Origin of the sequence: Brevibacterium metallidurans (assembly GCF_037101285.1) — a bacterium.
GTDB lineage: Bacteria > Actinomycetota > Actinomycetes > Actinomycetales > Brevibacteriaceae > Brevibacterium > Brevibacterium metallidurans.
Window position 1 is genome coordinate 1 of sequence record NZ_BAAAAF010000001.1, and the last position, 26,164, is coordinate 26,164.

At 67.0% G+C, this 26,164-nt stretch carries 20 protein-coding genes and 2 tRNA genes; 15 read left to right on the top strand and 7 right to left on the bottom strand.

Features of this window, described 5'->3' with window-relative positions; genetic code table 11:
- Positions 1-100: 100 nt before the first annotated feature.
- The 9 genes from dnaA to AACX88_RS00045 all read left to right on the top strand — a co-directional run bounded on the left by dnaA (position 101) and on the right by AACX88_RS00045 (position 11,164).
- Entirely contained in the window at positions 101-1,690 is a 1,590-nt protein-coding gene (gene dnaA, locus AACX88_RS00005) for a chromosomal replication initiator protein DnaA (protein ID WP_339391063.1), read from the top strand.
- Positions 1,691-2,207: 517 nt separating this feature from the next.
- The gene (dnaN, locus tag AACX88_RS00010; RefSeq protein ID WP_339391064.1) at positions 2,208-3,347 is read left to right on the top strand and encodes a DNA polymerase III subunit beta; all 1,140 of its coding nucleotides are present in this window, start codon (positions 2,208-2,210) and stop codon (positions 3,345-3,347) included.
- Positions 3,348-4,484: a DNA replication/repair protein RecF gene (gene recF, locus AACX88_RS00015; protein ID WP_339391065.1), complete on the top strand. Its 1,137-nt coding sequence runs from the start codon at positions 3,348-3,350 to the stop codon at positions 4,482-4,484.
- Between the two features lie 16 nt (positions 4,485-4,500).
- Positions 4,501-5,013 (top strand): DciA family protein, encoded by a 513-nt coding sequence (locus tag AACX88_RS00020; protein ID WP_339391066.1) that lies wholly within the window; start codon positions 4,501-4,503, stop codon positions 5,011-5,013.
- Between the two features lie 222 nt (positions 5,014-5,235).
- Positions 5,236-7,233 (top strand): DNA topoisomerase (ATP-hydrolyzing) subunit B, encoded by a 1,998-nt coding sequence (gyrB, locus tag AACX88_RS00025; RefSeq protein WP_339391067.1) that lies wholly within the window; start codon positions 5,236-5,238, stop codon positions 7,231-7,233.
- 123 nt (positions 7,234-7,356) lie between these two features.
- On the top strand, positions 7,357-9,942 hold the full coding sequence (gyrA, locus tag AACX88_RS00030) for a DNA gyrase subunit A (RefSeq protein WP_339391068.1): 2,586 nt from the start codon (positions 7,357-7,359) through the stop codon (positions 9,940-9,942).
- Positions 9,939-10,745, top strand: a complete 807-nt coding sequence (locus AACX88_RS00035) for a DUF3566 domain-containing protein (RefSeq protein ID WP_339391069.1) — start codon at positions 9,939-9,941, stop codon at positions 10,743-10,745. The genes gyrA and AACX88_RS00035 overlap by 4 nt, the downstream gene beginning before the upstream one ends.
- A 121-nt stretch (positions 10,746-10,866) precedes the next feature.
- A tRNA-Ile gene (locus tag AACX88_RS00040) sits at positions 10,867-10,940 on the top strand.
- 151 nt (positions 10,941-11,091) lie between these two features.
- Positions 11,092-11,164: transfer RNA gene (locus AACX88_RS00045), tRNA-Ala, on the top strand.
- 130 nt (positions 11,165-11,294) lie between these two features.
- Here AACX88_RS00045 and AACX88_RS00050 read toward each other — a convergent pair.
- Entirely contained in the window at positions 11,295-12,842 is a 1,548-nt protein-coding gene (locus AACX88_RS00050; RefSeq protein WP_339391070.1) for a multicopper oxidase family protein, read from the bottom strand.
- Positions 12,843-12,978: 136 nt separating this feature from the next.
- On the opposite strand from AACX88_RS00050, the gene AACX88_RS00055 reads away from it, so the two are divergent.
- Entirely contained in the window at positions 12,979-13,308 is a 330-nt protein-coding gene (locus tag AACX88_RS00055) for a hypothetical protein (protein ID WP_339391071.1), read from the top strand.
- A gap of 263 nt (positions 13,309-13,571) precedes the next feature.
- Here AACX88_RS00055 and AACX88_RS00060 read toward each other — a convergent pair whose 3' ends face one another.
- Positions 13,572-14,609, bottom strand: coding sequence for an Atu2307/SP_0267 family LLM class monooxygenase (locus AACX88_RS00060; protein ID WP_339391072.1), 1,038 nt, complete (start codon positions 14,607-14,609; stop codon positions 13,572-13,574).
- Positions 14,610-14,929: 320 nt separating this feature from the next.
- Between AACX88_RS00060 and AACX88_RS00065 the strand changes: the two genes are divergently transcribed.
- Together AACX88_RS00065 and AACX88_RS00070 are read left to right on the top strand one after the other, a co-directional pair.
- The gene (locus AACX88_RS00065) at positions 14,930-16,357 is read left to right on the top strand and encodes a DHA2 family efflux MFS transporter permease subunit (RefSeq protein WP_339391536.1); all 1,428 of its coding nucleotides are present in this window, start codon (positions 14,930-14,932) and stop codon (positions 16,355-16,357) included.
- Between the two features lie 333 nt (positions 16,358-16,690).
- Positions 16,691-17,356 (top strand): metal-dependent transcriptional regulator, encoded by a 666-nt coding sequence (locus AACX88_RS00070; RefSeq protein ID WP_339391073.1) that lies wholly within the window; start codon positions 16,691-16,693, stop codon positions 17,354-17,356.
- Here AACX88_RS00070 and AACX88_RS00075 read toward each other — a convergent pair whose 3' ends face one another.
- Positions 17,357-18,556: an MFS transporter gene (locus AACX88_RS00075; protein ID WP_339391074.1), complete on the bottom strand. Its 1,200-nt coding sequence runs from the start codon at positions 18,554-18,556 to the stop codon at positions 17,357-17,359.
- Between the two features lie 198 nt (positions 18,557-18,754).
- Here AACX88_RS00075 and AACX88_RS00080 point away from each other — a divergent pair, with 198 nt between their 5' ends.
- On the top strand, positions 18,755-19,204 hold the full coding sequence (locus AACX88_RS00080) for a MarR family winged helix-turn-helix transcriptional regulator (RefSeq protein WP_339391075.1): 450 nt from the start codon (positions 18,755-18,757) through the stop codon (positions 19,202-19,204).
- Between the two features lie 4 nt (positions 19,205-19,208).
- Here AACX88_RS00080 and AACX88_RS00085 read toward each other — a convergent pair whose 3' ends face one another.
- The 3 genes from AACX88_RS00085 to AACX88_RS00095 all read right to left on the bottom strand — a co-directional run bounded on the left by AACX88_RS00085 (position 19,209) and on the right by AACX88_RS00095 (position 23,355).
- Entirely contained in the window at positions 19,209-21,770 is a 2,562-nt protein-coding gene (locus AACX88_RS00085) for an excinuclease ABC subunit UvrA (protein WP_339391076.1), read from the bottom strand.
- Between the two features lie 159 nt (positions 21,771-21,929).
- On the bottom strand, positions 21,930-22,190 hold the full coding sequence (locus AACX88_RS00090) for a hypothetical protein (RefSeq protein ID WP_339391077.1): 261 nt from the start codon (positions 22,188-22,190) through the stop codon (positions 21,930-21,932).
- A 202-nt stretch (positions 22,191-22,392) separates the two neighbouring features.
- Positions 22,393-23,355, bottom strand: a complete 963-nt coding sequence (locus tag AACX88_RS00095; protein WP_339391078.1) for a quinone oxidoreductase family protein — start codon at positions 23,353-23,355, stop codon at positions 22,393-22,395.
- Positions 23,356-23,500: 145 nt separating this feature from the next.
- Here AACX88_RS00095 and AACX88_RS00100 point away from each other — a divergent pair, with 145 nt between their 5' ends.
- A complete protein-coding gene (locus AACX88_RS00100; protein WP_339391080.1) occupies positions 23,501-23,938 on the top strand; it encodes a MerR family transcriptional regulator in 438 nt (145 codons plus the stop codon).
- Positions 23,939-23,969: 31 nt separating this feature from the next.
- Here the strand turns inward: AACX88_RS00100 and AACX88_RS00105 are convergent, their stop codons facing one another.
- Positions 23,970-25,343 (bottom strand): NAD-dependent succinate-semialdehyde dehydrogenase, encoded by a 1,374-nt coding sequence (locus AACX88_RS00105; RefSeq protein WP_339391081.1) that lies wholly within the window; start codon positions 25,341-25,343, stop codon positions 23,970-23,972.
- Positions 25,344-25,711: 368 nt separating this feature from the next.
- Between AACX88_RS00105 and AACX88_RS00110 the strand changes: the two genes are divergently transcribed.
- Complete coding sequence (locus tag AACX88_RS00110; RefSeq protein WP_339391082.1) at positions 25,712-26,104, top strand: VOC family protein; 393 nt, start codon at positions 25,712-25,714, stop codon at positions 26,102-26,104.
- Positions 26,105-26,164 lie beyond the last annotated feature (60 nt).

A 26,164-nucleotide genomic window follows, 5' to 3' on the forward strand; every position in this document is an offset into this window, starting at 1 on the left:
CTGACTCGTCACTCCTCCACAAACTGTGGAAAACTGTGTGGAAGTCATGCACAGGTGTGGAGCATGCGACGAATGAGAATGACAAGCGAGAGGACCGACGGTGTCGAATTCCAAGAACGAGCTCATCGGCCAATGGCGAACGGTGGTCTCGACCCTGGATCAGGACGCCGATCTGTCCCGGCACCAGAAGAGCTTCCTCTACCTCGCCGTTCCCAAGGCGCTCGTCGACAATGCCCTCGTCCTCCTCGCCGTCCGTGACGAGCACTCCCGCCGGACCATCGAGACCCGCCTTCTCGAACCTCTGACCAGGGAGTTCTCCAAGGTCGTGGGCTTTGACGTGACCTTCGGCTTCGTCGTCGATCCCGAACTCGACGTGCCCATCCGCTTCGAGGAGCTCATCGACGAGTCCGGAACCGACCATCCCGCCGAGGCGGCTTCCGCATCCGTGCCCACGCCGAGTCCCGAGCCGGCCGGGATCCCGCAGACAGCACCCCCCGAGGTGAAGACTCCGGCTCCGACGCCGGCGCCGGAGCCTGTGGAGAACCGCACCGCCGCAGGTCCCCAGCAGCCGGTCTCCCGCGTCGAGGTCGAGATCGCCGAGGCGACCGAGACCCCCACCCCGCCCGTCGACGTTCCCGGCGTCGCCCAGCTCAACCCCAAGTACACGTTCGACACCTTCGTCATCGGCGCCTCGAACCGCTTCGCCCACGCTGCGGCCTTCGCCGTCGCCGAAGCACCGGCGAAGGCGTACAACCCGCTCTTCATCTACGGCGATTCGGGGCTGGGCAAGACCCACCTGCTCCACGCGATCGGCTTCTATGCCACACAGCTCTTCCCCGAGATCCGCGTCAAGTACGTCTCGAGCGAAGAGTTCGTCAACGACTTCATCAACACGATCGGCTCGTCCCGGACCTCGAACGCGCTGCGTCCGGCGTTCCAGCGCCGCTACCGCGAAGTCGACATCCTCATGATCGACGACATCCAGTTCCTCCAGGGCAAGGACGCCACGGTCGAGGAGTTCTTCCACACATTCAACGCCCTGCACAATGAGGCCAAGCAGGTCGTCATCACCTCCGACCAACCGCCGAAGATGCTCAAGGGCTTCGAGGAGCGGCTGCGGTCCCGGTTCGAGTGGGGCCTGCTCACCGACGTCCAGCCCCCGGACATGGAGACGCGCTTCGCGATTCTGCGCCGCAAGGCCGCCGGCGAGCACCTCGACGTCCCCGACGACGTCCTCGAGTACATCGCCTCACGTGTGTCCTCGAACATCCGCGAGCTCGAGGGCGCGCTCATCCGCGTCACGGCCTTCGCGAACCTCAACGACCAGCAGGTCGACGTGTCTCTGGCCGAGACCGTCCTCAAGGACTTCATCACGCAGGACGACACCCCGGCGATCACGGCAGCCGACATCATGGGACAGACCGCCGCGTACTTCAGCCTCACCCTCGACGACCTGTGCGGGACCTCCCGTTCGCGGACGCTGACGACAGCCCGGCAGATCGCGATGTACCTCTGCCGCGAGCTCACCGATCTCTCCCTGCCGAAGATCGGCCAGGCCTTCGGTGGGCGCGATCACACGACGGTCATGCACGCGAACAAGAAGATTCGAACGCAGATGGCCGAACGACGGGCCGTCTACACCCAGGTCACCGAACTCACAAACCGCATCAAACAGCAGCACCGCCTATAGAAGACGCTATGCACACCTGTGGATAACTCTGGGGACAGACTGACCACAGTGGGGATAACCCTGGGGACGACGGCCTCAGGCTGCGTGGACGGATGTGAACTACACGCCTGTGCTTACCCAAGCTCTCCCGGGCGCCCCGGCGCCGATGCACATGCGGTCCACACCCATTCGGAGGTAGGGATCCCAGATGCTGCGCGGCATGGGTCGCCTCCGTCCACAGGATCCACAGGTGCTGATACTTCTGCTGAATCAATCTCAAGAGGTAAGAGGGCGACCGCCATCGCCTGCTGACGATGACCTGACGAGCTCCGCGCTGCTGAGCGAACGATCGGTTCGAGATTCGAACACGCCTCGGAAACCGGTTCTCGGATCCGAGATTCGCTCGGTTCCTCCGCGTGTCCTCCCCGCTCCTCCGCCCATCCTCGGGTATCGCGGAATCGGATAGGCTGTGTACAGTTTTCCGAGCACCGTCACGCCGAAGCCGAATGCACGTCGGGTGATATCCCGAAGGAGTAAAGTGAACGACGAAGCAACCCCTCTCAAGTTCAAAGTCAACCGCGATGTCCTTGCCGACGCCGTGACCTGGGCGACCAAGACCCTCCCCAATCGCCCCTCTGCTCCCGTCCTCACCGGAATCCTCATCACCGCCGAGACCGGCGGAACGGTCCGCCTCGCCGTCTTCGACTACGAGGTCTCCTCCCGTGTCGAGATCTCCGCCGAGGTGGTCTCTCCCGGCACGGTGCTCGTCTACGGCCGTCTCCTCGCCGACATCTCCAAGGCCCTGCCCAACCAGGAGGTCACGCTCGAGCAGATCGGTTCGAAGGTCGACGTCACCTGCGGTTCTTCGCGTTTCTCGCTCATGACGATGCCCGTGGCCGAGTACCCCTCGCTGCCGCAGGTGCCCGAGGACTCCGGCACCGTCTCGGCCGGTGAGTTCCAGAACGCGGTCTCCCAGGTCACGATCGCGACCTCGAAGGACGACACTCTGCCGATCCTCACCAGTGTGCGCGTCGAGATCGAAGGCGAGAAGGTCACGCTCCTGGCCACCGACCGCTACCGCCTCGCCGTCCGCGAATTCACCTGGAACCCCGGACGTCCCGACGTCTCCGCTGTGGCTCTGCTGCGCGGTCGCACCCTCGGCGACGTCTCGAAGTCCCTCGGCGGGGATGTGACGATCGGCCTGAGCACCGATGCGGGCAAGGACCTCATCTCGTTCACCTCGGCGGGGCGGGTGACGACCTCGCTGCTCGTCGAGGGCGAGTACCCGAAGGTCCGTTCGCTCTTCCCCGACTCCGTGCCGATCCACGCGATCGTCGAGACCGCGGTGCTGCGCGAAGCCGTTCGCCGCGTCTCCCTCGTCGCCGAGCGCAACACTCCGCTGCGGTTCGAGGTCAGCGACGGGATGCTCACCCTCCATGCCGGCACCGGCGATGACGCCCAGGCCTCCGAAGCCGTCGAAGCCGTCCTCCAGGGCGAGCCCATCACCGTCGGATTCAACCCGCACTACATCGCCGAGGGCCTCGCGGCCATCGAGAGCCCGTATGTGAATTTCTCCTTCACCCAGCCGATGAAGCCCGTCATCATCTCCGGCCAGAAGGACCTCGACTCCTCGGCCGATGAGTCGTATCGCTACCTGCTCATGCCCACCCGCATCTGAATGTGGATATCCCGACTCTCGCTGCGTGACTTCCGCTCGTACCCCGTGCTCGACCTGGAATTCGAGCCCGGGGTCACGACGTTTGTGGCCGACAACGGCACCGGGAAGACCAACGTCGTCGAGGCCGTCGGGTATCTCGCGCACCTGCGTTCGCATCGGGTGGCCTTCGACGCCCCGCTCGTGCGTGAGACCACGGGCACCGCAACCGTCTCCGCCCTGGTCAACCGGGGCAAGCGGCATGCAGCCGTCGAGGTGACGATCCAGTCCAAGGGCGCCAACCGGGCGCGGGTCAACCGCTCTCCGGTGCGGATCCGGGAGATCCTCGGACTCGTCTCCGCCGTCGTCTTCGCCCCTGAGGACCTCAGCCTCGTCCGGGGGGAGCCGGCGGAGCGACGGGCCTGGATCGACACCCTCGTCGTCGCCCGCAACCCGCGCTTCGCCTCGGTGATCCAGGACTTCGACCGTGCGCTCAAACAGCGCAACGCCCTGCTCAAGCGCCTCCGGGAGGAACGCGACCCCGGGCTCGAGGCCACCCTCGACATCTGGAACATGGCCTATGCCGATGCCGCCTCCGAGCTCGTCTTCGGCCGGCAGCGGGTGCTCGCCGACATCGTCGACCCGCTCAAGGAGAACTTCGCCTACATCGCCGCCGACGCCCGCCTCGAGCGGCAGGGGGTGAGCGCGACCTACGATTCGCGCATCGACTACTCGCAGGCGACCTCGGCCGCCGAATGCCGGGAACTCCTGCTCGCCGCCCTCGAACGCCGACGAGCGACCGAGATCGACCGAGGGCTGACTCTCCACGGGCCGGGCCGCGACGACATCGCGCTGATGATCGGATCGCACCCGGCCAAGGGCTACGCCTCGCACGGGGAGACGTGGTCGCTGGCCCTGGCGATGCAGCTCGCCGGCTGGGATCTGCTCAGCGCGGATGCGGGGTCGAGCGCCGAACAGCCCATCCTCGTCCTCGACGACGTCTTCGCCGAACTCGACTCCGGGCGCCGCAGCCGGCTCGCCTCGCGGATCACGGACGCCGAGCAGGTCCTCGTCACCGCCGCCGTCGACGCCGATCTGCCCGCCGGCCTCGGAGGCACCCGGATCGACCAGGCGAGACTGCTCGCCGCGGGAGCGGCCTGATGAGCGGGGGCCACCGATGAGCGGGATCGAACGCGACGCCGCGACCCCGGTCGCCGCCCTCGAAGCCCTCGATCGGGTGCGGCGGATGGAGGTCACCGAGGCGCGGTTCTTCACCGGCCGCCGCCGCTCGCGCATCCGCGCCGAGGTCACCTACACCTCGGCGGGCAAGGATCGCAGGGATCCCACCTCGATCTCCTCGGTCCTCGGCGGGTTCATCGCCACGCAGGGATGGTCGTCGTCGATCGACATCGGCAAGGTGCTCGGGCGGTGGCCCGACCTCGTCGGCCACCAGGTCGCCCGACACTGCACACCCGTCGACTTCTCCCCGCCGCTGCTCGTCATCGCCGCGGACTCGACGACGTGGGCCACACAGCTGCGGGTGCTGCGGCCGACGATCCTCAAGGCACTCGAGGCGGGTCTCGGCTCGCAGACGATCACGGAACTCGAGATCCGTGGGCCGCGGGGACGCAGCTTCAAGAAGGGTCCGCGCAGCGTCCGCGGCCGGGGTCCGCGCGACACCTTCGGGTGAAGGTCGGCGCCTGATTCGGCACACGGCGGCGCCGTTCCCGGGATGGTGATCCGAAAATCCCCAGAAGGCCTCCAGGCGCGACAGCCGGGACCGATCGTGTCCGGGGGTACGTGACCCGCATGGTAAAAGCGGGAATGGACGTTTCTGAGCCGCTTGCGGGCATTTCGGGCGTGCGCGCGGTAGAATGGACAGCTGATAGCGTTCATTTGCACGAGGAGTCACATGACGACCGAGGAACAGTCCCATTACGATGCCGGGGATATCACGGTACTTGAGGGTCTCGAGGCAGTCCGCAAACGTCCAGGCATGTACATCGGGTCGACCTCGGAGCGCGGCCTCCACCACCTCGTCCAGGAGATCGTCGACAACTCCGTCGACGAGGCGATGGCCGGCTACGCCGACGACATCGACGTGACGATCCTCGCCGACGGCGGCGTGCGCGTGGCCGACAACGGTCGCGGCATGCCCGTGGCGATGCACCCCACCGAGCACAAGCCCACCGTCGAGGTCATCCTCACGATCCTCCACGCCGGCGGCAAGTTCGGCGGCGGCGGCTATGCGGTCGCCGGCGGCCTCCACGGCGTCGGTTCGACCGTCGTCAACGCCCTGTCCGAGCGCCTCGACGTCGAGGTCCTGCGCGACGGCTACCACTGGACGATGGACTTCCGCCGCGGCGTGCCCACCGGTGAGCTGACCCGCGGTGAGCCGACGGAGGAGACCGGGACGATCGTGACGTTCTGGCCGGACGCGGAGATCTTCGAGACCACGGACTTCTCGTACGAGTACCTGCGCGCCCGCTTCCAGCAGATGGCCTTCCTCAACAAGGGCCTGAAGATCCGACTCATCGACGAACGCCACACGCAGGTCGACGACGACAACGTCCAGATCGACGAGGACGAAGAGGTCGACGCGAAGCCGCGCGAGGCGACCTACCGCTACGAGCACGGCCTCCTCGACTACGTCCAGTACCTCAACTCGGCCAAGAAGGTCGACCTCATCAACCCCGACATCATCGTCTTCGAAGCCGAGGAGTCCGAACAGACCCTCTCACTCGAGATCGCGATGCAGTGGACGACAGCGTACAGCGAATCGGTCCACACCTACGCCAACGTCATCAACACGCATGAGGGCGGCACGCACGAAGAGGGCTTCCGCACCGCGCTGACCTCGCTCGTCAACGCCTACGCGCGTGAGCAGAAGCTGCTGCGGGAGAAGGACCCCAACCTCAGCGGCGACGACATCCGCGAAGGCCTGACCGCCGTGATCTCCGTCAAGGTCGGCGATCCCCAGTTCGAGGGACAGACGAAGACGAAGCTCGGCAACTCCGAGGTCAAGGGCTTCGTCCAGCGCGTCGTCCGCGACGAGCTCGGCCACTGGTTCGAGTCGAACCCGGCGCAGGCGAAGGACGTCGTGCGCAAGGCGCTGCAGGCCTCGCAGGCCAGGTTGGCCGCCCGCAAGGCCCGTGAGGCGACCCGCCGCAAGGGACTGCTCGAGACCTCCGGCATGCCCGGCAAGCTCAAGGACTGCCAGTCGAAGGACCCGGACATCTCCGAGGTCTTCATCGTCGAGGGCGACTCGGCCGGCGGTTCCGCCGTCCAGGGCCGCAACCCCTTCACGCAGGCGATCCTGCCGCTGCGCGGAAAGATCCTCAACGTCGAGAAGGCCCGCCTCGATCGGGCGCTGGGCAACAACGAGGTCCAGGCGATGATCACCGCCTTCGGCACCGGCATCGGGGAGGAGTTCGATCTCGAGAAGCTGCGCTACCACAAGATCATCCTCATGGCCGACGCCGACGTCGACGGCCAGCACATCACCACGCTGCTGCTCACGCTCATCTTCCGGTACATGAAGCCGCTCATCGAGCACGGCTACGTCTACCTCGCGATGCCGCCGCTGTACAAGATCAAGTGGTCGAACGCGCCCTACCAGTTCGCCTACACCGACCGGGAGCGGGATGCGCTGCTGGCCACCGGCAAGGCCGAAGGCAAGCGCCTGCCCAAGGATCAGGCGATCCAGCGGTACAAGGGCCTCGGCGAGATGAACTACGAGGAGCTGTGGGAGACGACGATGGATCCCGACACCCGCCTGCTCAAGCAGGTCACCCTCGACGATGCGATCGTCGCCGACGAGATCTTCACCGTCCTCATGGGCGACGACGTCGACTCGCGCCGCCGCTTCATCCAGGAGAACGCGAAGGACGTCCGCTTCCTCGACATCTGAGCACGACCTCGCCGAGGTGGGACCACCTCGGCGAGGGACCTGCCATCCGCATTCCACCCGCCGCCGTTCGCGTCGCCCGCCTGACGCCGGAAGAACGGTTCGAACACAAGGGAAGAGCCCACATTGGCTGACGAATTCGACACCCCCACCGAGATCAACCGCGTCGAGCAGGTCGATCTCAACCTCGAGATGCAGAGGTCGTACCTCGACTACGCGATGAGCGTCATCGTCGGGCGCGCGCTGCCCGACGTCAGCGACGGCCTCAAGCCCGTCCACCGCCGCGTCCTCTACGCGATGTACGACGGCGGGTACCGCCCCGACCGCAACTTCTCCAAGTGCGCCCGCGTCGTCGGCGACGTCATGGGCCAGTACCACCCGCACGGCGACTCGGCGATCTACGACGCCCTCGTCCGCCTCGTCCAGCCGTGGACGATGCGCTACCCGCTCATCGCCGGACAGGGCAACTTCGGTTCGCCCGGCGACGACGGCGCGGCAGCCCCGAGGTACACCGAGTGCAAGCTCGCGCCGCTGGCCATGGAGATGGTCCGCGACATCGACGAGGACACCGTCGACTTCCAGCCCAACTACGACGGCCGCAGCCTCGAACCCGTCGTGCTGCCCTCCCGGTTCCCCAACCTGCTCGCCAACGGTTCCGCCGGCATCGCGGTGGGCATGGCGACGAACATCCCGCCGCACAACCTGCGCGAACTCGCCGCCGGAGCGCAGTGGCTGCTCTCCCACCCCGAGGCGACGAAGGAGGAGGCGCTCGAAGCCCTCCTCACCATCGTCAAGGGCCCCGACTTCCCGCTGGGTGCCACGATCCTCGGACACAAGGGCATCGAGGACGCCTACCGCACGGGCCGCGGGTCGATCACGCAGCGCGCCGTCGTCGAGGTCGAGGAGATCCAGGGACGGACCTGCCTCGTCGTCACCGAGCTGCCCTACATGGTCAACCCGGACACCCTGGCCGCGAAGATCGCCTCGTACGTCAAGGACGGCAAGGTCGCCGGCATCGCCGACCTCCGCGACGAATCCTCGGGACGCACCGGTCAGCGCCTGGTCATCGTGCTCAAGCGCGACGCCGTGGCCAAGGTCGTGCTCAACAACCTCTACAAGCACACCTCGCTGCAGGAGAACTTCTCCGCGAACATGCTCGCGCTCGTCGACAACGTGCCGCGCACGCTCTCGCTCGACTCGTTCCTGCGCCTGTGGGTCAAGCACCAGATCGAGGTCATCGTGCGCCGGACGAAGTTCCGGCTGCGCAAGGCCGAGGAGCGGGCCCACATCCTCCGCGGCTACCTCAAGGCCCTCGACGCCCTCGACGAGGTCATCGCCCTCATCCGCCGTTCGCCGTCCTCGGACGAAGCCCGGGCCGGGCTCATGGAGCTCCTCGAGGTCGACGAACTCCAGGCGAATGCGATCCTCGACCTCCAGCTGCGCCGGCTGGCGGCCCTCGAGCGGCTGAAGATCCAGGAGGAGGCCGAGAAGATCGAGGCGCTCATCGCCGAGTACAACCACATCCTCGAAACGCCGTCGCGTCAGCGTGAGATCGTCTCCGAGGAGCTCGACGAGGTTGTCGAGCGGTTCGGCGACGACCGGCGCACGAAGATCCTCGCCGGCTTCGACGGGGACGTGTCGATGGAGGACCTCATCCCCGAGGAGGAGGTCGTCGTCACGATCACGCGCGGCGGCTACGCCAAGCGGACCCAGTCCACGCTCTACCGTGCCCAGCACCGGGGCGGCAAGGGCATCAAGGGCGCGCAGCTGCGCGGCGACGACGTCGTCGAGCAGTTCTTCGTCACCTCGACGCACAACTGGCTGCTCTTCTTCACCAACACCGGTCGCGTCTACCGCGCGAAGGCCTATGAGATCCCTGAGGGTTCCCGGGACGCGAAGGGACAGCACGTTGCGAATCTCCTGGCACTTCAGCCGGGCGAGACGATCGCGAAGGTGCTCTCGATCCGCGACTACGACGAGGCGGAGTTCCTAATCCTCGCCACGAAGTCGGGGGTCGTGAAGAAGACCCGGCTGAGCGAATACGACTCGAACCGCACCGGCGGCGTCATCGCCATCAACCTCCGCGAGTACAAGGGCGAACCCGACGAACTCGTCTCCGCGCGCATCGTCGGATCCGAGGACCATCTCCTGCTCATCTCGCGCAAGGGCATGTCGATCCGGTTCGCTGCCGATGACGACTCGATCCGTCCGCTCGGCCGTGTCACCGGGGGTGTCACGGGCATGAAGTTCAAGGACGACGACGAGCTGCTGACGATGGACGTCGTCCAGCCGGGCACCTATGTCTTCGTCGTCACCGAAGGCGGCTACGCCAAGCGGACCCCCGTCGACGAGTACCGCGTCCAGGGCCGCGGCGGCCTCGGAATCCGAGTTGCGAAGATCACCGAACAGCGCGGAGACTTGGTGGGCGGACTCATCGTCGAAGACGGTGAGGAGGTCCTCGTCGTCATGGAGCGCGGTAAGGTTGTGCGGTCGAACATCGACGAGGTTCCTGCGAAGGGACGCAACACCATGGGTGTGGTGTTCGCGAAGCCGGGCAAGAATGACCGTATCATCGCAGTAACCCGTGGACCCGAGACCGCAGTGGAAGACGAAGACGAAGCCGAGGCAGTCGAGACCGAGGTCGAGGCACCGCAGGCTGCAGCGCCTGAGGTCGCAGCGACCGAGACCGCCAGCGAGGATGTGGAAGAGTGAGCGAGAACAAGCAGCCAGGGCCTGGCAAGATCATCAGGACGTCGAGCGGATCGACCCGCCTGACCGCAGGCTCTGCGAAGAACGACACCTCTTCCGGTTCCGCACCGGCTCCGAGCAAGGGCGCCGACACCTCGGCGAAGTCTGCGTCGGGGTCGGCTCCGGCGACCGAGAAGGCCAAGGTCGTCACCCCTCCTGCGCCCAAGGCCTCACCCAAGCCCAACCGGGCGCCCTCGACCGGGTCGGGACCGTCGACGACCGCCACCTCGGCGGGATCGGGCTCGGCGGGATCGAACTCTGCCGGGCAGGGATCGTCGGGGACCGGCAGCGGTCCGGCCACCTCGGTGAAGGGCAGCGTCTCGAACACCGTCCGGGCGAGCTCCGGCGGTGTGAAGATGGGCGTGAAGAACATCGTCGACAACGGCAAGGGAAAGAAGAAGAAGGGTCCCCGGACCGTTCGCCTCACCGTCGCCGCGGTCGACCCGTGGTCGGTCATGAAGATGTCGTTCCTCATGTCCGTGGCCATCGGCATCGCCACGATCGTCGCCTTCATCGTCCTCTGGGTCGTCCTCCAGGCCACGGGCGTGATGAGCGGCCTCGAAGCGACGATGACCGAGCTAGCCGGCGCCGAGTCCGCTGAGCGCATCATCGGCATCTTCGGCTTCGGCCGCGTCGTCGCCGCGGGCTTCATCATCGCGGTGATCAACATCGTGCTGATGACGGCCCTGTCGACCCTGGCGGCCTTCATCTACAACATCGGCTCGCTCATCGCCGGCGGCTTCCACCTCACGCTCACCGACGACTGAGACCGGTCCCTTCGGTCGTCGACGATCCGCGCGCCGGCACGCTGTGAGGCGTGTCACGGCGCGCGGATTTGTGCAGGGGATGACCGGTTCGGTATATTTTTACTTCGGGTTCACCCCGAAAGGGCCTATAGCTCAGGCGGTTAGAGCGCTTCGCTGATAACGAAGAGGTCCCTGGTTCAAGTCCAGGTAGGCCCACTTCCTTTCGAGGAGGATCATGAAGAAGTGGATTCTCTCCGGTCTCACGCTCGTGGGGTTGGGAGTGTTCTTCCGGTGGCGGCACAGCAATCAGCGTGCCCAGGCCGAATGGTCAAAGCACACCGACTCGGTGTAGGGTGATAACCCACCTGGGGGTATGGCGCAATTGGTAGCGCATCTGCTTTGCAAGCAGAGGGTTAGGGGTTCGAGTCCCCTTACCTCCACTCGAGTAGTTCTGAGACAGCAACTCGTAGGCGATGGCCCCGAACCTGATGGTTCGGGGCCTTCGTCATGTGCGGGGTCGGTGTGGTGGGAACGGACCCGCCGAGGTGGCCGTTCCCACCGGCCCGAGCCCTACGCCCGGTAGGCGATCACCCCCATCATCCCGGCCTCACCGTGGTAGACGTTGTGGCAGTGGGTGAGCCACCGGCCCGGGTTGTCGGCGTCGAAGTCGATCGTCAGCGTGGCACCCGGCAGCACGATCGAGGTGTCCTTCCGCGGACCGCCGTCGGCGAGCTGATATGTATGCCCGTGGAGGTGGATCGGGTGCCACATGTCCGTGTCGTTGACGAAGCGCACCCGCACCCGCTCGCCTTCGCTGATGCCCCACGCGTTCGTCAGGGGTTTCTCATGGTCGAAGCGCTTCCCGTCGAAGGCCCAGTCGTACTTCGCCATCGACCCGGTCAGGCGGATGGTCAGCTCCTGGTCGGGCCGCTTCTGCGGCAGCGCGACGGCCTTGGCCGCAGTGAGCGCTTCGGCAGCAAGCGGAGCCGATCCGAATTCGTCAAGGTCGCCGTCGAGCCCGGGCACCTGTCCGGACCCAGCCCGCAGCACAGCATGCGTGCGCGCTCCCTTGCCCTCCGCCTCGGCGACGAGGGCGAAGACGCCGTCACCGACGGTGACGATGGCGTCGTAGCGCTCACCCATGCCGATGAGGAGGGAGTCGGTCACGGCGGCATCGCCGGCCTCGACGGGGAATCCATCGGTGTGGGTGACGGTGAGTCGGTGCCCGGTGAGAGCGACCCGGAACGCGGTGTCCCCGCCGGCGTTGATGATGCGCAGGCGGATCTTCTCGCCCGGTTTCGCGTCGAAGGTCTCCGGATCGTCGGGACCGCGCCCGTTGACGAGGTAGTGCGGGTAGAAGACGTCGCCTGCGTCGCCGCCGAGGACATCGGAGCTCGCTCCCATGAGCGTGTTGCCCATACGCATCGGGCCGCCCATTCCGCCGTGGTCCATCCCGCCCATGCCGCCCATCCCCTTGGACAGTTCGGTGAGGACGTCGTCGGGTGTCGCGGTGACGCCGTCGAGCCAGTCGTCGAGGATGATCACCCAGTCACGGTCGTAGTTCAGCGGTTCCTCGGGATCGTCGACGATGAGGGCGCCGTAGAGTCCGCGGTCGAGCTGCGTTCCGACGTGCGGATGGAACCAGTACGTGCCAGGTTGCGGGGCGATGAAGTCGTAGGTGTAGGACCCGCCGGCAGGGATGGGGTCCTGGGTGACTCCCGGCACCCCGTCCATGTCGTTGCGCAGGGCGAGCCCGTGCCAGTGGACGGTCGTCTCCTCCGGCAGATCGTTCCGCACGGTGGCTTTGAGGCGATCGCCGCGGGTCATGCGGATGACCGGTGCGGGGATCTCGCCGAAGCTCCAGGTCCGAGCGGTCGTGCCGCCGATCTGCAGGGTCGAGGCCGCGGCCGTGAGGGCGACGGTCACCGTGTCGCCGGTGGTGTCGCGGGCGGCTTCGACTTCGCCGATGCGGGCGTCGTCGGGACTGAGATACCCGGTTGCACGGGACTGCGGGGCGCAGGCGGAGAGCGCGATGATGCCGAGCGTACCGGTGAGGAAGCCGCGGCGGCGGAGGGAACGTGGGTTCTGGGGTCGGTGAAGGGGTCGGTGGTCGGTCATGAGGTGTCTCCAAGTCAGTGAGGTGGCCCAGATGCGTCGACGCGTGATCGCACGGTCGAGCGGGTCGCATGGCGGTGCCGCGAGCGCCGTCAGGCGGGCGCGCCGAGGCGGGGCCGGTGTCGGTCAGCGGTCGCTGATGAACGAGATCGAGAACGTCGGGGAAGGCGACGTTGGGCTGGTCTACGTCCGACTGATGGAGAGAACGGTGAGACGGGGAGCGAGCGAATCCGGGGGTGCCGGAATCGGCGGCAAGGGCGTCCGCGAGCTCGGCAGCTCACTGCGGGATATGCGGATCATGCCGGCGCGGTGCAGCGGTATGAGCAGGCTGAGGATGATCGCGGCGATCGTGCACATGAGCACGATGATGCAGGGCGTGAGCGGATCGTGGTCGCCGGTGCACGGCATGTCCGCGCAGTCGTTCGCCGAGGCGGCCGCCGAGCCGGAGGGCTCGGGCATCCCCTCGTGACTCATCTCGGATGCAGCGCCCGAGGACTGCATCGCCTGGGACATCTCCCCGGAATGGGGAAGCGCGAGGAGGCCGGCGGTCATCGTCAATGCCGCGATGAGGAAGAGGACCATGCGCGACGAGCGCCCGGAACGACGTCTGCCGTCTTCCCGGGCGCGCACTGCGCGACCATGACCGAGCTCACTCATACCCCGTCAGGGTATCGACTTTCGCTTTGGGCGGCAACGAGCAGAACGCGCTCCGGGGCGATCGCCCCCTGCTGATCAGCTGCCGGCGAGCATGTCCTGGACCATCGGGACGACTCTCTCACCGTAGAGGCCGATCGAGGTCTGCCTCGTCTCGTGGGTGACCTGACTCTGGTCGTACTTGAGGTCGAAGCGGTCGATGCCGAGAGCCGTGACGGTCTTCGCGATCTTCGCCGCCACCGTCTCCGGGGCACCGACGTAGAGGGCGCCTGTCTCGATCTCGGCCTCGAAGTCTCCGGGCTGCGGCGGCGGCCATCCGCGTTCGCGACCCATCCGCCTGCGCATCGCGGTCCAACCGGGTTCGACGATCTCGCGGGCGAGTTCGTCGGTCTCGGCGACGAGGCCCGGCGAGTGGACGGCGATGGGCCGGTGCTCGATGCCGTACTCGTCCTGGGCGCGATGGAACAGGTCGATGTAGGGGGCGAACCGCTCGGGCTCGCCGCCGATGATCGCGAGGAAGAGGTTGAACCCGTACTTCGCGGTGCGCACCACCGATTCGGGGCTGCCGCCGACACCCACCCACGCAGGCATCGGCTTCTCGGTCGAGGGGAACACCTGCTGGTTCGACAGCGCCGAACGCGTCGTGCCCTGCCACGTCACGGGCTGTTCGCGCAGGAGCTTCGCGAGCAGTTCGAGCTTCTCCTCGAAGAGGACCTCGTAGTCGCTGAGGTCGTAGCCGAAGAGCGGGAACGATTCGATGAACGATCCGCGTCCCGCGACGATCTCCGCGCGTCCGTTCGAGACCGCGTCGAGGGTCGCGAAGCGCTCGAAGACCCGCACCGGGTCATCCGAGCTGAGCACCGTGACCGCCGAGCCCAAGCGGATCCGCTCCGTACGGCCCGCGATCGCCGCGAGCACCATCTCCGGGCTCGAGACCGCGAAGTCGGGGCGATGATGCTCACCGACCCCGAAGAAGTCCAGGCCCACCGAATCGGCGAGGACGGCGTCGTCGACGATGTCGCGCACCGTCTGCGCATGGGTGATGAGCTCGCCGTTGCTGTCCTCGGTGAGGGCTCCGAAGGTGTCGAGTCCGAACTCGACCTGTGTGCTGTCCATGTCTGCCATGTCCGTGCCAACGCCGAGGAGGGAGGAAAGATTCCGTGTCCGTGCCGTGTGCGAGCCTGGAGCGGAGGACGGGGAATCGGGCAGCCGAGGACGAGCCATCGGCAAGGAGCCGGGAAGGAGAAGTATGGGAGAATTTCCTCTGCTGCCGGAATAAAGCCGAACTCACACGCCGTTGTGTGCTGTGTCTGCGTGGAATCCTGCGTCGTCCGCGGCAACTGACCACTTCTTCCGATCGGAGATCCGCCTTGTCGAGCGACAAGAACCTCGCTGCCTCACCCGCCTCGCGTGAGGACACCATCGATCCCGCCGGCATGCGGGTGATCTGGCTGCTCCTCGTCGCGGCGTTCGTCGCGATCCTCAACGAGACGACGATGGCGATCGCGATCCCCGAACTCAACCGCTCGCTCCACATCCCGCCCGAGCTCGGGCAGTGGCTGACGAGCGCCTTCATGCTCACGATGGCCGTCGTCATCCCGACCACCGGCTTCCTGCTGCAGCGGTTCACGACCCGGCAGATCTTCCTCACCGCGATGATCCTCTTCAGCGCCGGCACGCTCATCTGCCTGCTCGCTCCCGGGTTCGGGATGCTCCTCGTCGGCCGTGTCGTCCAGGCCGGCGGCACGGGCATCATGATGCCGCTGCTCATGACGACGATGATGAACGTCGTCCCCCCGCACTCGCGGGGACGGATGATGGGTCGGGTCGGCCTTGTCATCTCTCTGGCTCCGGCGATCGGACCGACGATGTCGGGCATCGTGCTCGACTCCCTCGGCTGGCGCTGGCTCTTCGGCATCGTCCTGCCCATCGGCCTCATCGCCCTCGGCTTCGGTGCGAAGTGGATGACCAACCTCGGCGAGACCACTCGCGCCCCGATCGACGTCGTCTCGATCATCCTCTCGGCATTCGCCTTCGGCAGCATCGTCTTCGGCCTCAGCCAGTTCGGCGGCGAAGGCGCTGCCGGCGGTGCGGGTGCGGGACTGGCCTGGGGGGCGATCGCCGGCGGCCTCGTCTTCCTCGGGCTCTTCGTGTGGCGTCAGCTCGTGCTCATCCGGACCGATCGGGCGCTGCTCGACCTGCGCGTGTTCAGTTCCCGGAACTATCTGCTGTCAGTCATCATCATGGCCGTCGTTGCACTGTCGATGTTCGGCACGTTCTCCCTCCTGCCGCTCTACCTGCAGTCCGTGGTCGGTCTCAACGCGACGCAGTCGGGTCTCGTCCTCCTGCCCGGTTCGGTCCTCATGGGCCTGCTCGGGCCGGTGATGGGTCGGATCTATGACGCCAAAGGCCCGCGAACACTGCTCATCCCCGGCACGATCCTCATCGCCTCGGCGATGTTCGCGTACTCGAACGTCGGAATCGGCACGCCGATCTGGGTGCTCATCATCATCCAGATCGGGATGTCGCTCGGCCTGGCGGGCTCGTTCACTCCGCTGTTCTCCGCCTCGCTCGGCTCCCTCGACCGTCACCTCTACTCACACGGTTCGGCCGCACTCAACACCCTCCAGCAGGTTGCCGGTGCCGCGGGAACCGCGCTGCTCATCTCGATCTACTCCTCGGCCCTGCATTCGGGACAGGCACGCGGACTCAGCGTCGCCGAGGCGGGAGCCCCGGGGGCGCACAATGCGTTCCTGCTCGCTTCGATCATCGCGCTCGTGCCCGTCGTCCTCGCGTTCTTCATCCGCAAGCCCGAGGACCAGGTGGAGATGACCGACGCACCCCGCGTCGGCGACACGGTCTGAGGCCGGCGACACGGTCTGAACTCGGCCGCACCGTCCGCGTCGGTCCTCGGAAGCGGTCCCGGAGCGCCGCAATTGTTGGATGCGTCTGAATCTCAGTTGTGCGTAGACACATCGCGAGCCCCCGGCGCATTCTGGAATCCTTAGGGGAGGAGCACCGGCCCGATGCCCCTCGAATCGGGCCGAGCTGCGTCGGACGATCCGCCGACCTGCTCCCCTGAGCCTGAACCATCAGGGGGTCGCATGTCCGCTGCATCCGTCCGAGACAGTCACCACATGGTCACTCCTTGTCGCCGAGGCGGTCATGCCGGGGGCGACGCGCGTACAATGACGACGATGCCACGTCCATCCGTCACCCGCATGGTCGAGGACTACGTCACCCTGATCTGGAAGGCCTACGAATGGCCGGGAGGTCGGCCCACGACGACCGACCTCGCCGATCAGCTGGGTGTGACGGCCTCGACCGTTTCGGCGAACCTCGGCAGGCTCGCGCGCGACGGCTACATCGACTACGAGCCCTACGGGCGAATCGCCCTGACCCCGCGCGGTCAGGAGATCGCCATCGAGATCGTGCGGCGCCATCGCATCGTCGAGACCTACCTCGTCGAGAAGCTCGGTCTGACCTGGGATCAGGTCCACAGTGAGGCGGATCGGCTCGAGCACACCGTCTCCGACCTCGTGCTCGCCCGCATGGATGCGGTCCTCGGCGGTCCGACCCTCGATCCGCACGGCGACCCCATCCCTGACACCGAGGGCCGCACCGACGCCCGCCCCAATCGGTCGCTCGCCGAGGTGACTCCCGGTGCCGATGCCGTCGTCGTCCGCGTCTCCGACCGTTCCCCGGAGCTGCTCCGGTACCTCACGGACCGGGGGATCGTCCTCGGCACCCGACTGCAGGTGACGAGCGTCAACCCGGCCGCCTCGGCGATCGGAGTCAACGTCGGCGGGGAGGCCTTCGAACTCGCTCTCGCCGCTGCCCACGCGATCCGGGTGGAAGCCTGATCAGACGACCGCCTCGGCGGGTTGCGACGGCACTGCCGCCGGACGACGCAGCTCCCCGCCACGGGAGAGACCGGCGATGAGGAAGACGACGAGGCCGGCGAGAGTGACGAGGGCACCGGCCCACAGCGGTGACGCGTAGCCGAAACCGGCCGCGATCGTCAGGCCTCCGATCCACGCACCGAACGCGTTGCCGACGTTGAAGGCCGCGATGTTCGCTCCCGAACCGAGCGTCTGTGCGTGCTGGGAATGACCCATGATGCGCATCTGGAGTGCGGGCACGGTCGCGAAGCCGAAGCCGCCCATGAGGACGAGTGCGAGGATCGTCGCGATCTGTGAGCCTGCCACCTGCGAGAATACGGCGAGGATGACGATGAGGCCGATGAGCAGCACGAGCAGGGTCGTCCCCAGGTTCCGGTCGGCGGCCTTTCCGCCGAGGAAGTTGCCGACGAAGAGGCCGACACCGAAGAGGACGAGCAGCCACGGCACGGTGGAGGCGGCGAAGCCGGAGACGCCGGTGAGCGTGAACGCCATGTAGGTGAACGCGCCGAACATTCCGCCGTAGCCGAGGATCGTGATGAGGATCGAGGCCCACACCTGGGGTGAACGGAAGATCCGGAACTCGCCGAGGATGCTGCCGGTCGAATGCGCCCGCGCAGTGTCCTTCGGGATGAGGGCGATGATGCCGATGAGGGCGACAACGCCGATGGCGGCGATAGCCCAGAAGGTCGAGCGCCAGCCCGCGGCCTGGCCGAGGAACGTGCCGAGGGGAACGCCGAGGACGTTGGCGCTGGTCAGGCCCGCGAACATCATGGCGATGGCGGCGGCCTGACGGTTCGGGGCGACGAGGCTCGCGGCGACGACGGAGCCGATGCCGAAGAACGCACCATGGCACAGAGCCGCGACGATCCGGCCGATCATCATCATCTCGTAGCTCGGTGCCAGCGCTGAGAGCGCATTGCCGAGGATGAAGAGGACCATGAGCCCGATGAGCGCCGTCTTCCGATCGACCCGCGTGAGGGCGACCGTGATGAGGATGGCGCCGAGGGCGACGGCCAGGGCGTAGCCGGAGATGAGGTAGCCGGCGACGGTTTCGGTGACGGCGAAGTCGGCGGCCACCTCGGGCAGCAGGCCCATGATGACGAACTCCGTGAGTCCGATGCCGAACCCGCCGATGGCGAGGGCAAGCAGTGCAAGAGGCATGGAGGATCCTTTTCGATGTGTGCGTGTGATGCCCGCGGGCAGCCCTGGGACGGGGCGCTGTGCGGGCCGTATTATGGGTGCGTCCGAAATAAGCGGCGTACGTAGTAGTTGCAGACGCATCGATATAGATGATTGCACACGCGGTCTATCCGCGCAAGTGGTGTATCATGGTCGAAGACGATCACCGAGGAGGAACACGTGGGAATCAGGGACGACGCGGTCGAGATCCGAGCCCGAGGCTGGCGCACACTCGCGGCCCTGCACGGCCTCATCGACACCGAACTCGAACGCAGCCTGGCTCGTGAGCACGGTCTCTCGGTCGTCGAATTCACCGTCCTCGACGCCCTGAGCAGGCAGGACGGCTGGCATATGCGGATGCGTCAGCTCGCTCGGGCGGCCGCACTGTCCTCGAGTGCGACGACACGACTCGTCACTCGTCTCGAAGACCGCGGGCTGCTCACGCGGATCCTCTGCGCCGACGACCGGCGCGGCATCTACACCGAGCTCACCGCGGCCGGGGAGAAGCTGCTCGAGGCGGCTCGGCCCACGCATGATCGTGTGCTCGAGGAGGCCCTCGCCGAAGCGCGCGAGATCCCGGAGCTCGCGCCGCTGGTCACCGCACTCTACGCCGACGCGCCGGTGGCCTGAGGACTCAGCTGCCGCCTCGGCGGGCGAAGGTCTCCGCGAGGTGGACTCCCGTGAGGCTGTGCGACCGCGACCGCAGATCGGTCGGCGTGCCTGTCGCCACCACCTGGCCGCCGTCGTCCCCGGCACCCGGGCCCATGTCGATGATCCAGTCGACGATGCTCAGGGTCCGCAGATCGTGGTCCGCGATGACGACGGTGTTGCCCGCCTCGACGAGGAGCTGGAGCTGACCGATGAGCATGTCGATGTCGGACGGGTGGAGGCCCGTGGTCGGTTCGTCGAGGATGTAGAGGCTGTGGCCGCGTGCTGAGCGGTGGAGTTCGGAGACGAGTTTGATCCGCTGCGCCTCCCCGCCGGAGAGAGTGGGGGCGCTCTGGCCGAGACTGACATAGCCGAGGCCGATGTTCGTCAGCAGCGTGAGGATCTTCGCGGCCGTGGGCACATCGGCGAGGAACTCCGCGGCATCGTCGACGGTCATCGCGAGCACGTCGGCGATCGTCTTCTCCCGGTAGGTGACTTCGAGGGTCTCCGGGTTGTAGCGCTTGCCGTGGCACACGGGGCACGGCGCGGTCTCCGTGGGCATGAAGAGCAGTTCGATGCTCACCACGCCGTCGCCGAGGCACGTGGGGCACCGGCCCTCGGGCTGGTTGAAGGAGAAGCGTCCGACGCCGAAGCGCCGTTCCTTCGCACCGGGCTGGGCGGCGTAGAGCCGGCGGACCGTGTCGAAGAGGCCGGTGTAGGTCGCCAGCGTCGACCGCGAGGTGCGCCCGATGGGCTTCTGATCGACGACGATGACACGGTCGATCGCCTTCAGGCCCGTCGTCGAGGCGGTCACGAGGGTGTCGTTGCCGAGATCCCAGACCGGTACGCCCTGGGAGATCTCCTCGGCGATCTCGACCGACTGCGGATTCCGCTCCTCGTCGGCGACCACCTCGGCGTGGTTGAGAGAGGTGCGGACGGCCTCGGCGAGGGCGGTGAGGACGGAGGTCTTGCCCGACCCCGAGACCCCGGTGATCGCGGTGAACGCATGGAGGGGGAGCTCGATGTCGACGCCGGAGAGGTTGTGGCCGGAGATGTCGTGGAGTCCGATCCGCTCATCGAGGCGGCGGGGCTCCCCTGGTCCCGGCGGCAGGGGCGGCACCGGACCGAGGTAGGTCGCGGTGACGGATTCGGCGACCTCACCCAGACCGTCGGCGGGTCCGTTGTAGAGGATCCGCCCACCGTAGCGGCCCGCGCCGGGGCCGAGGTCGACGATCCAGTCGGCGGCGCGGATGACGGGGGCGCTGTGCTCGACGACGAAGACCGTGTTGCCGTCGTCCTGGAGTCGACGCAGGGCACCGAGGAGGAGTTCGAGATCGGCGGGATGGAGACCGGCGGAGGGTTCGTCGAGGACGTAGAGGACCCCGAAGAGCCCGCTGCGCAGCTGGGTGGCCAGGTGCAGGCGTTTGAGCTCGCCGCTCGAGAGCGTCGATGTGGGCCGGGCGACCTCGAGATAGCCGAGGCCGAGGTCGATGAGCGTGCCGAGCTGGTCGACGAGGACGTCGATGAGGGCCTGCGCGGCCTGGTTGCGCTCGACGGAGAGCTCACCGGTGGCCGGATGGGTGCGGGCGCTGGCGAGGAACGCGACGAGGCCGGTCAGCGGCAGACGGGCCGCCTCGGCGATGTCGATGCCGGCGATCGTCACGGCCAGGGCCTCGGGATTGAGACGTTTGCCGTGGCAGGTGGGGCAGAGCCTGTCGGTCATGAAGGAGGCGGCGGTCGCGCGCATCCGCGCTGACTGGGAGTCGGCGAAGGTGTGCTCGACCCAGCGTTTCGGGCTCATGTAGGTGCCCTTGTAGCCTTCGGCGACGACGATCGTCGGCTGCTCATCGGTGGTGAGCACCCACTGCCGGGTGGATTCGGGGAGGGAGTCGAAGGGGACGTCGATGTCGATGCCGAGGTCGCGCAGCACCCGGCGGTTGTTCTTCCCGCCGAAGGCGCCCGGCCACGCGACGATCGCACCGTCGTCGATGCTCAGGTGCGGGTCACCGACGAGGCGGTCTTCGTCGACCTGGAGGAGTCGGCCCATTCCCGAACAGGTCCGGCAGGCTCCGACGGCGGTGTTGGGTGAGAAGCTGTCGGAATCGAGTGGGGCGGCGTCGCGGGGGAAGGTGCCGGCGAGATCGGCGGGCCGGTACCCCTCGGGGTAGGTGCCCGACCGGGAGTAGAGCATGCGCAGGACGTTCGAGACCCGGGAGACGGTGCCGACGGTCGAGCGGGTGCTGCCCGACTGCTGCTGTTGGAGGGCGACCGCGGGCGGCAGGCCGGTGATGATGCGGACGTGGGGTGCCGACCCCTGGTCGATGAGGCGCCGGGCGTAGGGGGCGACGGATTCGAGGTAGCGCTGCCGGGACTGGGTGTAGATCGTGCCGAAGGCGAGTGAGGACTTCCCCGACCCGGAGATCCCGGTGAAGGCGACGACGGTGTCGCGGGGGATGTCGACGTCGACGGCGCGGAGGTTGTGCTCGCGGGCACCGCGGACGGCGATGTGCCCGCCGACGACGTCGGTGTCGAGTCGGTCGGCGTTCATAGGTCCTCCGGTTCGACGGCGCTGGCCTTCATCGTAACTGCAGGTCCTGTCGCCGGCTGCGGTGGTGCAGGGGGCAGACGGCTCCGGCCGACAGCGAGGGATTCGCTGTCGGCCGGAGGTGTGGTGTCGGCTGAGCTGCAGTGTCGGCTCGAGGGTGACTCAGGAGTTCTCGTCGCGTTCCTTGTCGGCCTGTGAGAGATCGCTCGCGGCCACGGAGCGGACGTCTTCGGTCTCCCCGTCGCGGGTGAGGTCCCCGGCTTCCGAGGCGACCCAGGCGCTGGTCTCCCCACCGCGGCCGTCGGACTGGCGGAGGACACTCGCGGCGACCGAGCGCTCCTCCTCGGTGGCGTTCGGATCCGCCATGATGCGGGCCGCTTCGGATGCGGTGACCGAACCGGATTCGTTCGTGTTCTCTGACATGTGCTGACCTTTCTCGACAGTGGGGCGAACCCCTGTGGAGCAATGGGTCGGGCCCCTGTGGATGGGTGTTCAGTGTGTCACCGCCGAGGTGAGGTGTCTACCGTTTGACGGCAATTCAGATTGTTGAAAATGCAAGTGTCTGCGCCGCCGGCTGTGTCGGGGACACCGCAGTTGTGTCGGCGACACCGCAGCGAGGACTCACTCAGGAGGAGAGATCCCTCATGTCGACCGAGAGCTTGCCCGTCGTCTCCCCGCGCAGGAGCGATGAGAGCGCCGCGTTGATTCCCTCTGGTGTGACGACCTCGGTGAGTGACACCGTGACAGCTCCCTGCGCCACTGCGTCGAGCGCCCACCGCAGCGAGCGGGTTCCGGCATCGGGATTCGCGCCGAGCCATGCGCCGACGTTGAAACCGGCGGTGGTCTTGTTCTCAAGCCAGTGGGTCATCGAACTCAGACGGACATCGTCAGCCTGCGAGGCGTTGCCGACACGGATGAGGCGCCCGCCGGATCTGAGCAGGGAGAACGCGGTCTCTGCTGCGGCACCGCCGACGGGATCGATGACCAGATCGAAGGCGTCTTGCGGGATCTCCCGCAGCGCGGTCCGCAGCCACACATCGGCGTAGCCGAGCGTTCGAGCCAGATCTGCTTTCTCAGGAGTGCCGACGACGGCAGCGATGCGTCCGGCCCCGAGGGTGCGGGCCACCTCGGCGAACTGCGACCCCAATCCGCCGACGCCGGCGTGGACGAGGACTGTCTCCCTTGGTGAGAAGCGGGCAACTGTGGTCAGCGCGAGATGGGCGGTGACGGTGTTGATGGGCACAACCGAAGCGAGAACGGGGTCGAGGTCGTCGGGGAGAGCGGTGACCAGACTCGCGGAGGCGACAGCCACCTCGGCGAAGGCGCCACCCAACGGGATCGCGGCGACCCTCTGACCTGGGGAGAGGTGTGCGACCTCGGATCCGGTGTCGCGGACGGTTCCCACGAGTTCGAGTCCGGGGACGAATCCGGGAGTCGAGGGCATCCTCCCGAACGACCACAGGGCGTCGATCATGCCGATCCCGGCGAACTCGACGTCGACGGTGACTTCGTCCGGGCCGGGCTCGGGAACAGGGACATCGGTGGTCATGAGGCCGGTGCGGGTGTCGGTGACGGTCAGGGCTTTCATTGAGCTCCTCAGATCGGGGCACGGTCGCAGGCCGATCCTGCAGCTCAGTGCCGTTGACCTGAGGCTAGGAAATGGAGTGGACTCCAGGTCAAGGACGGACTCGGGTCTTGACCTGGAGTCCACTCCAGGGTTTAGTCTCACGGACATGAGAGAGACACAGTCGTCGAGCATCGCGGACGTCGCCGAACTCACGGGTCTGAGCCAGGACACGCTGCGATGGTACGAGCGTGAGGGAATCCTGCCCCGAGTCGGGAGGAGTGCGTCAGGGCACCGGCGCTACAGCGAGCGAGAGCGCGAGCTCGTGCTCATGTTGGCGGCGCTGCGCGACACCGGGATGACGACGGAGATGATGAAGGAGTTCGTCGCACTCCTCGGTGAGGGAGCGGCAAGTCATGGTCGCCGTGTCGCCCTGCTCGAACGGGCCCGCGAGCGACTCGCGGAGAAGCGTGCCGAGATCGAGCGAGCGTCGACGGCGCTGGAGTCGAAGATCGGCCACTATCAGGAGCTCATCGCCGCCGGTCTCGACTGCGACGGTGCACCGGTCACCGAGGAGGTTCGAACCCTGCAGACGGCGCGGGAGTGAGGCGGATGCTCGTCCCCGCGCCGTCCGGGTCTCAGGCGTGGATGCGGATGAGGTGTTCGTTCGTGAACGCCCGCAGCGCCCATTGAGCGTTCTCACGTCCGTAGCCCGAGCGGTTGATGCCGCCGAAGGGGTATTCCGGACCGGACTCCATGTGGGAGTTGACGAAGCTCATGCCGGCGTTGATCCGGGCGGCGAACCGTTCGCCCTTGGCCAGGTCGTCGGTCCACACGGAGCTCATCAGACCGTAGTCGGAGTGGTTGGCCAGCCGCAGGGCGTCCTCTTCGTCCTTCGCGCGGTAGATCATCACGGCGGGCCCGAACAGTTCGTTGCAGCCGAGGTCGGAATCCGGGTCGATGTCGGTGAGCAGCGCCGGGGACATGAACCAGCCGGGTCGGTCGAGCTTCTCACCGCCCGTGTGGAGGGTCGCGCCGTTCTCGACGGCCTTGGCGATCCTCTCGACGATCTCGTCGCGAGCGCTCTCCGAGGACAGCGGTCCCATGCCGACCTCGGGGTCGTCGAATGTCGAGACCTTCGTCGCCTCGACGGCCTTCTTCGCTTCGGCGAGGAATTCGTCGTAGAGCTCGTCGACGACGATGAAGCGCTTGGGTGAGGTGCATACCTGACCGGCGTTCGTCAGGCGGATGCCGACGACCTTCTTCGCCAGTGCCGGCACATCGGTCGAGTCGAGGACGACGAGGGGGTCGTTGCCGCCGAGTTCGAGGACCGAGCGCTTGAGGTACTTCGCGGCGATCCCGGCGACGGAGGCGCCTGCGCCTTCGGACCCGGTGAGCGAGAAGCCCTTGACCCGCGGATCCTTGAGCACCTCCTCGGCGTGGGAGCTGTCGAGGTAGATGTTCTGGTACACGCCCTCAGGCAGGCCCGCTTCGAGGAGGAGGTCGGCGAAGTACTGGGACGACTTCGGACAGATCGAGGCCTGCTTCATGATGATCGCATTGCCGACGACGAGGTTGGGGATGACGAAGCGGGCGATCTGGTTGTACGGGAAGTTCCACGGCATGATGCCCAGCAGCACCCCGAGCGGGTCGTGGCGGACGTAGCTGCGGGCGGCGCCTGCGGCAGGCAGCTCGGTCGGGTTGAGGTAGGTGTGGGCGTGGTCGGCGAACCAGCGGGCGGTGCGGGCGACCTTGTCCACCTCGGCGAGGCCCTGCTGCTTCGGTTTGCCCATCTCACGGCCGATGATGTCGGTCATCTCATCGGCGTTGGCATCGACGAGGTCGGCGAAGCGGCGCAGGATCGCCGAGCGTTCGATGAGCGGGGTGTCCTTCCACGTCTCGAAGGCCGTGAGACCGCGGTCGATGTAGCCGGGGATCTCCTCGACGGGGACCGAGGGGAACTCCTCCTCAAGCTCACCGGTGTTGGCGTTGGTGACGGCGAATCTGCTCATGGATCGTCCTTTCGCTGTTGGGGCGCGGGCGGTGACGCACACGATGTCGATGGTGCCGGGTGCCGCGTGCCGGGTGCCGCGTGGAAGAGCCGGACACCGCTGAGTGGGGGCTCCCGCGGGAAACGAACACCCATCTCCGGGAACACTGCAGGGCGTTCCGGAATTCCACATCGCCGAGGTGGAATCGCGGTGTGGGCGCGGACGTGGAGTCGGCGGTGGCGAGGTTCCGCGGGGGTGACGAAGGGTTCGGGCGGGCGACGGAGGGTTTGGGCGGGCGACGAAGGGTTTGGGCGGGCGACGAAGGGTTCTGCGGGGGCGATTGTCACGGCGGGTTCCGCTCGGGCGATGCGCGGCATAGGGTGGGCGGCATGGAGAGAGTGAACGGAATCGGCGGATACTTCCTGCGCTCGGACGATCCCGAGGCGCTCTCGGCGTGGTATCAGGACATGCTCGGCATCGACACGACCGACGGCGTGTGGCGGCAGGCCGAGGGACCGACCGTCGTCGCGGCCTTCGAGGCGAAGACCGACTACTTCGGCTCGCGCGACGGAGGCTTCGGACAGCAGCAGACGATGCTCAACTTCCGGGTCGACGACCTCGACGCGATGCTCGAACAGCTCCAGGCCGCCGAGGCGGACGTCGACGACGAGATCCAGGAGATGGAGGGCATCGGCCGTTTCGGGTGGGTGACCGATCCCGAGGGCAATCGGATCGAACTGTGGGAGCCCTCGCCGGAGGCGCTCGCCGTCGATGCCGACTGACGGCATGGGCGCCGGCCGAACGATGCCGACGGACTGATCGGGTCGACTGACTGTACTGGC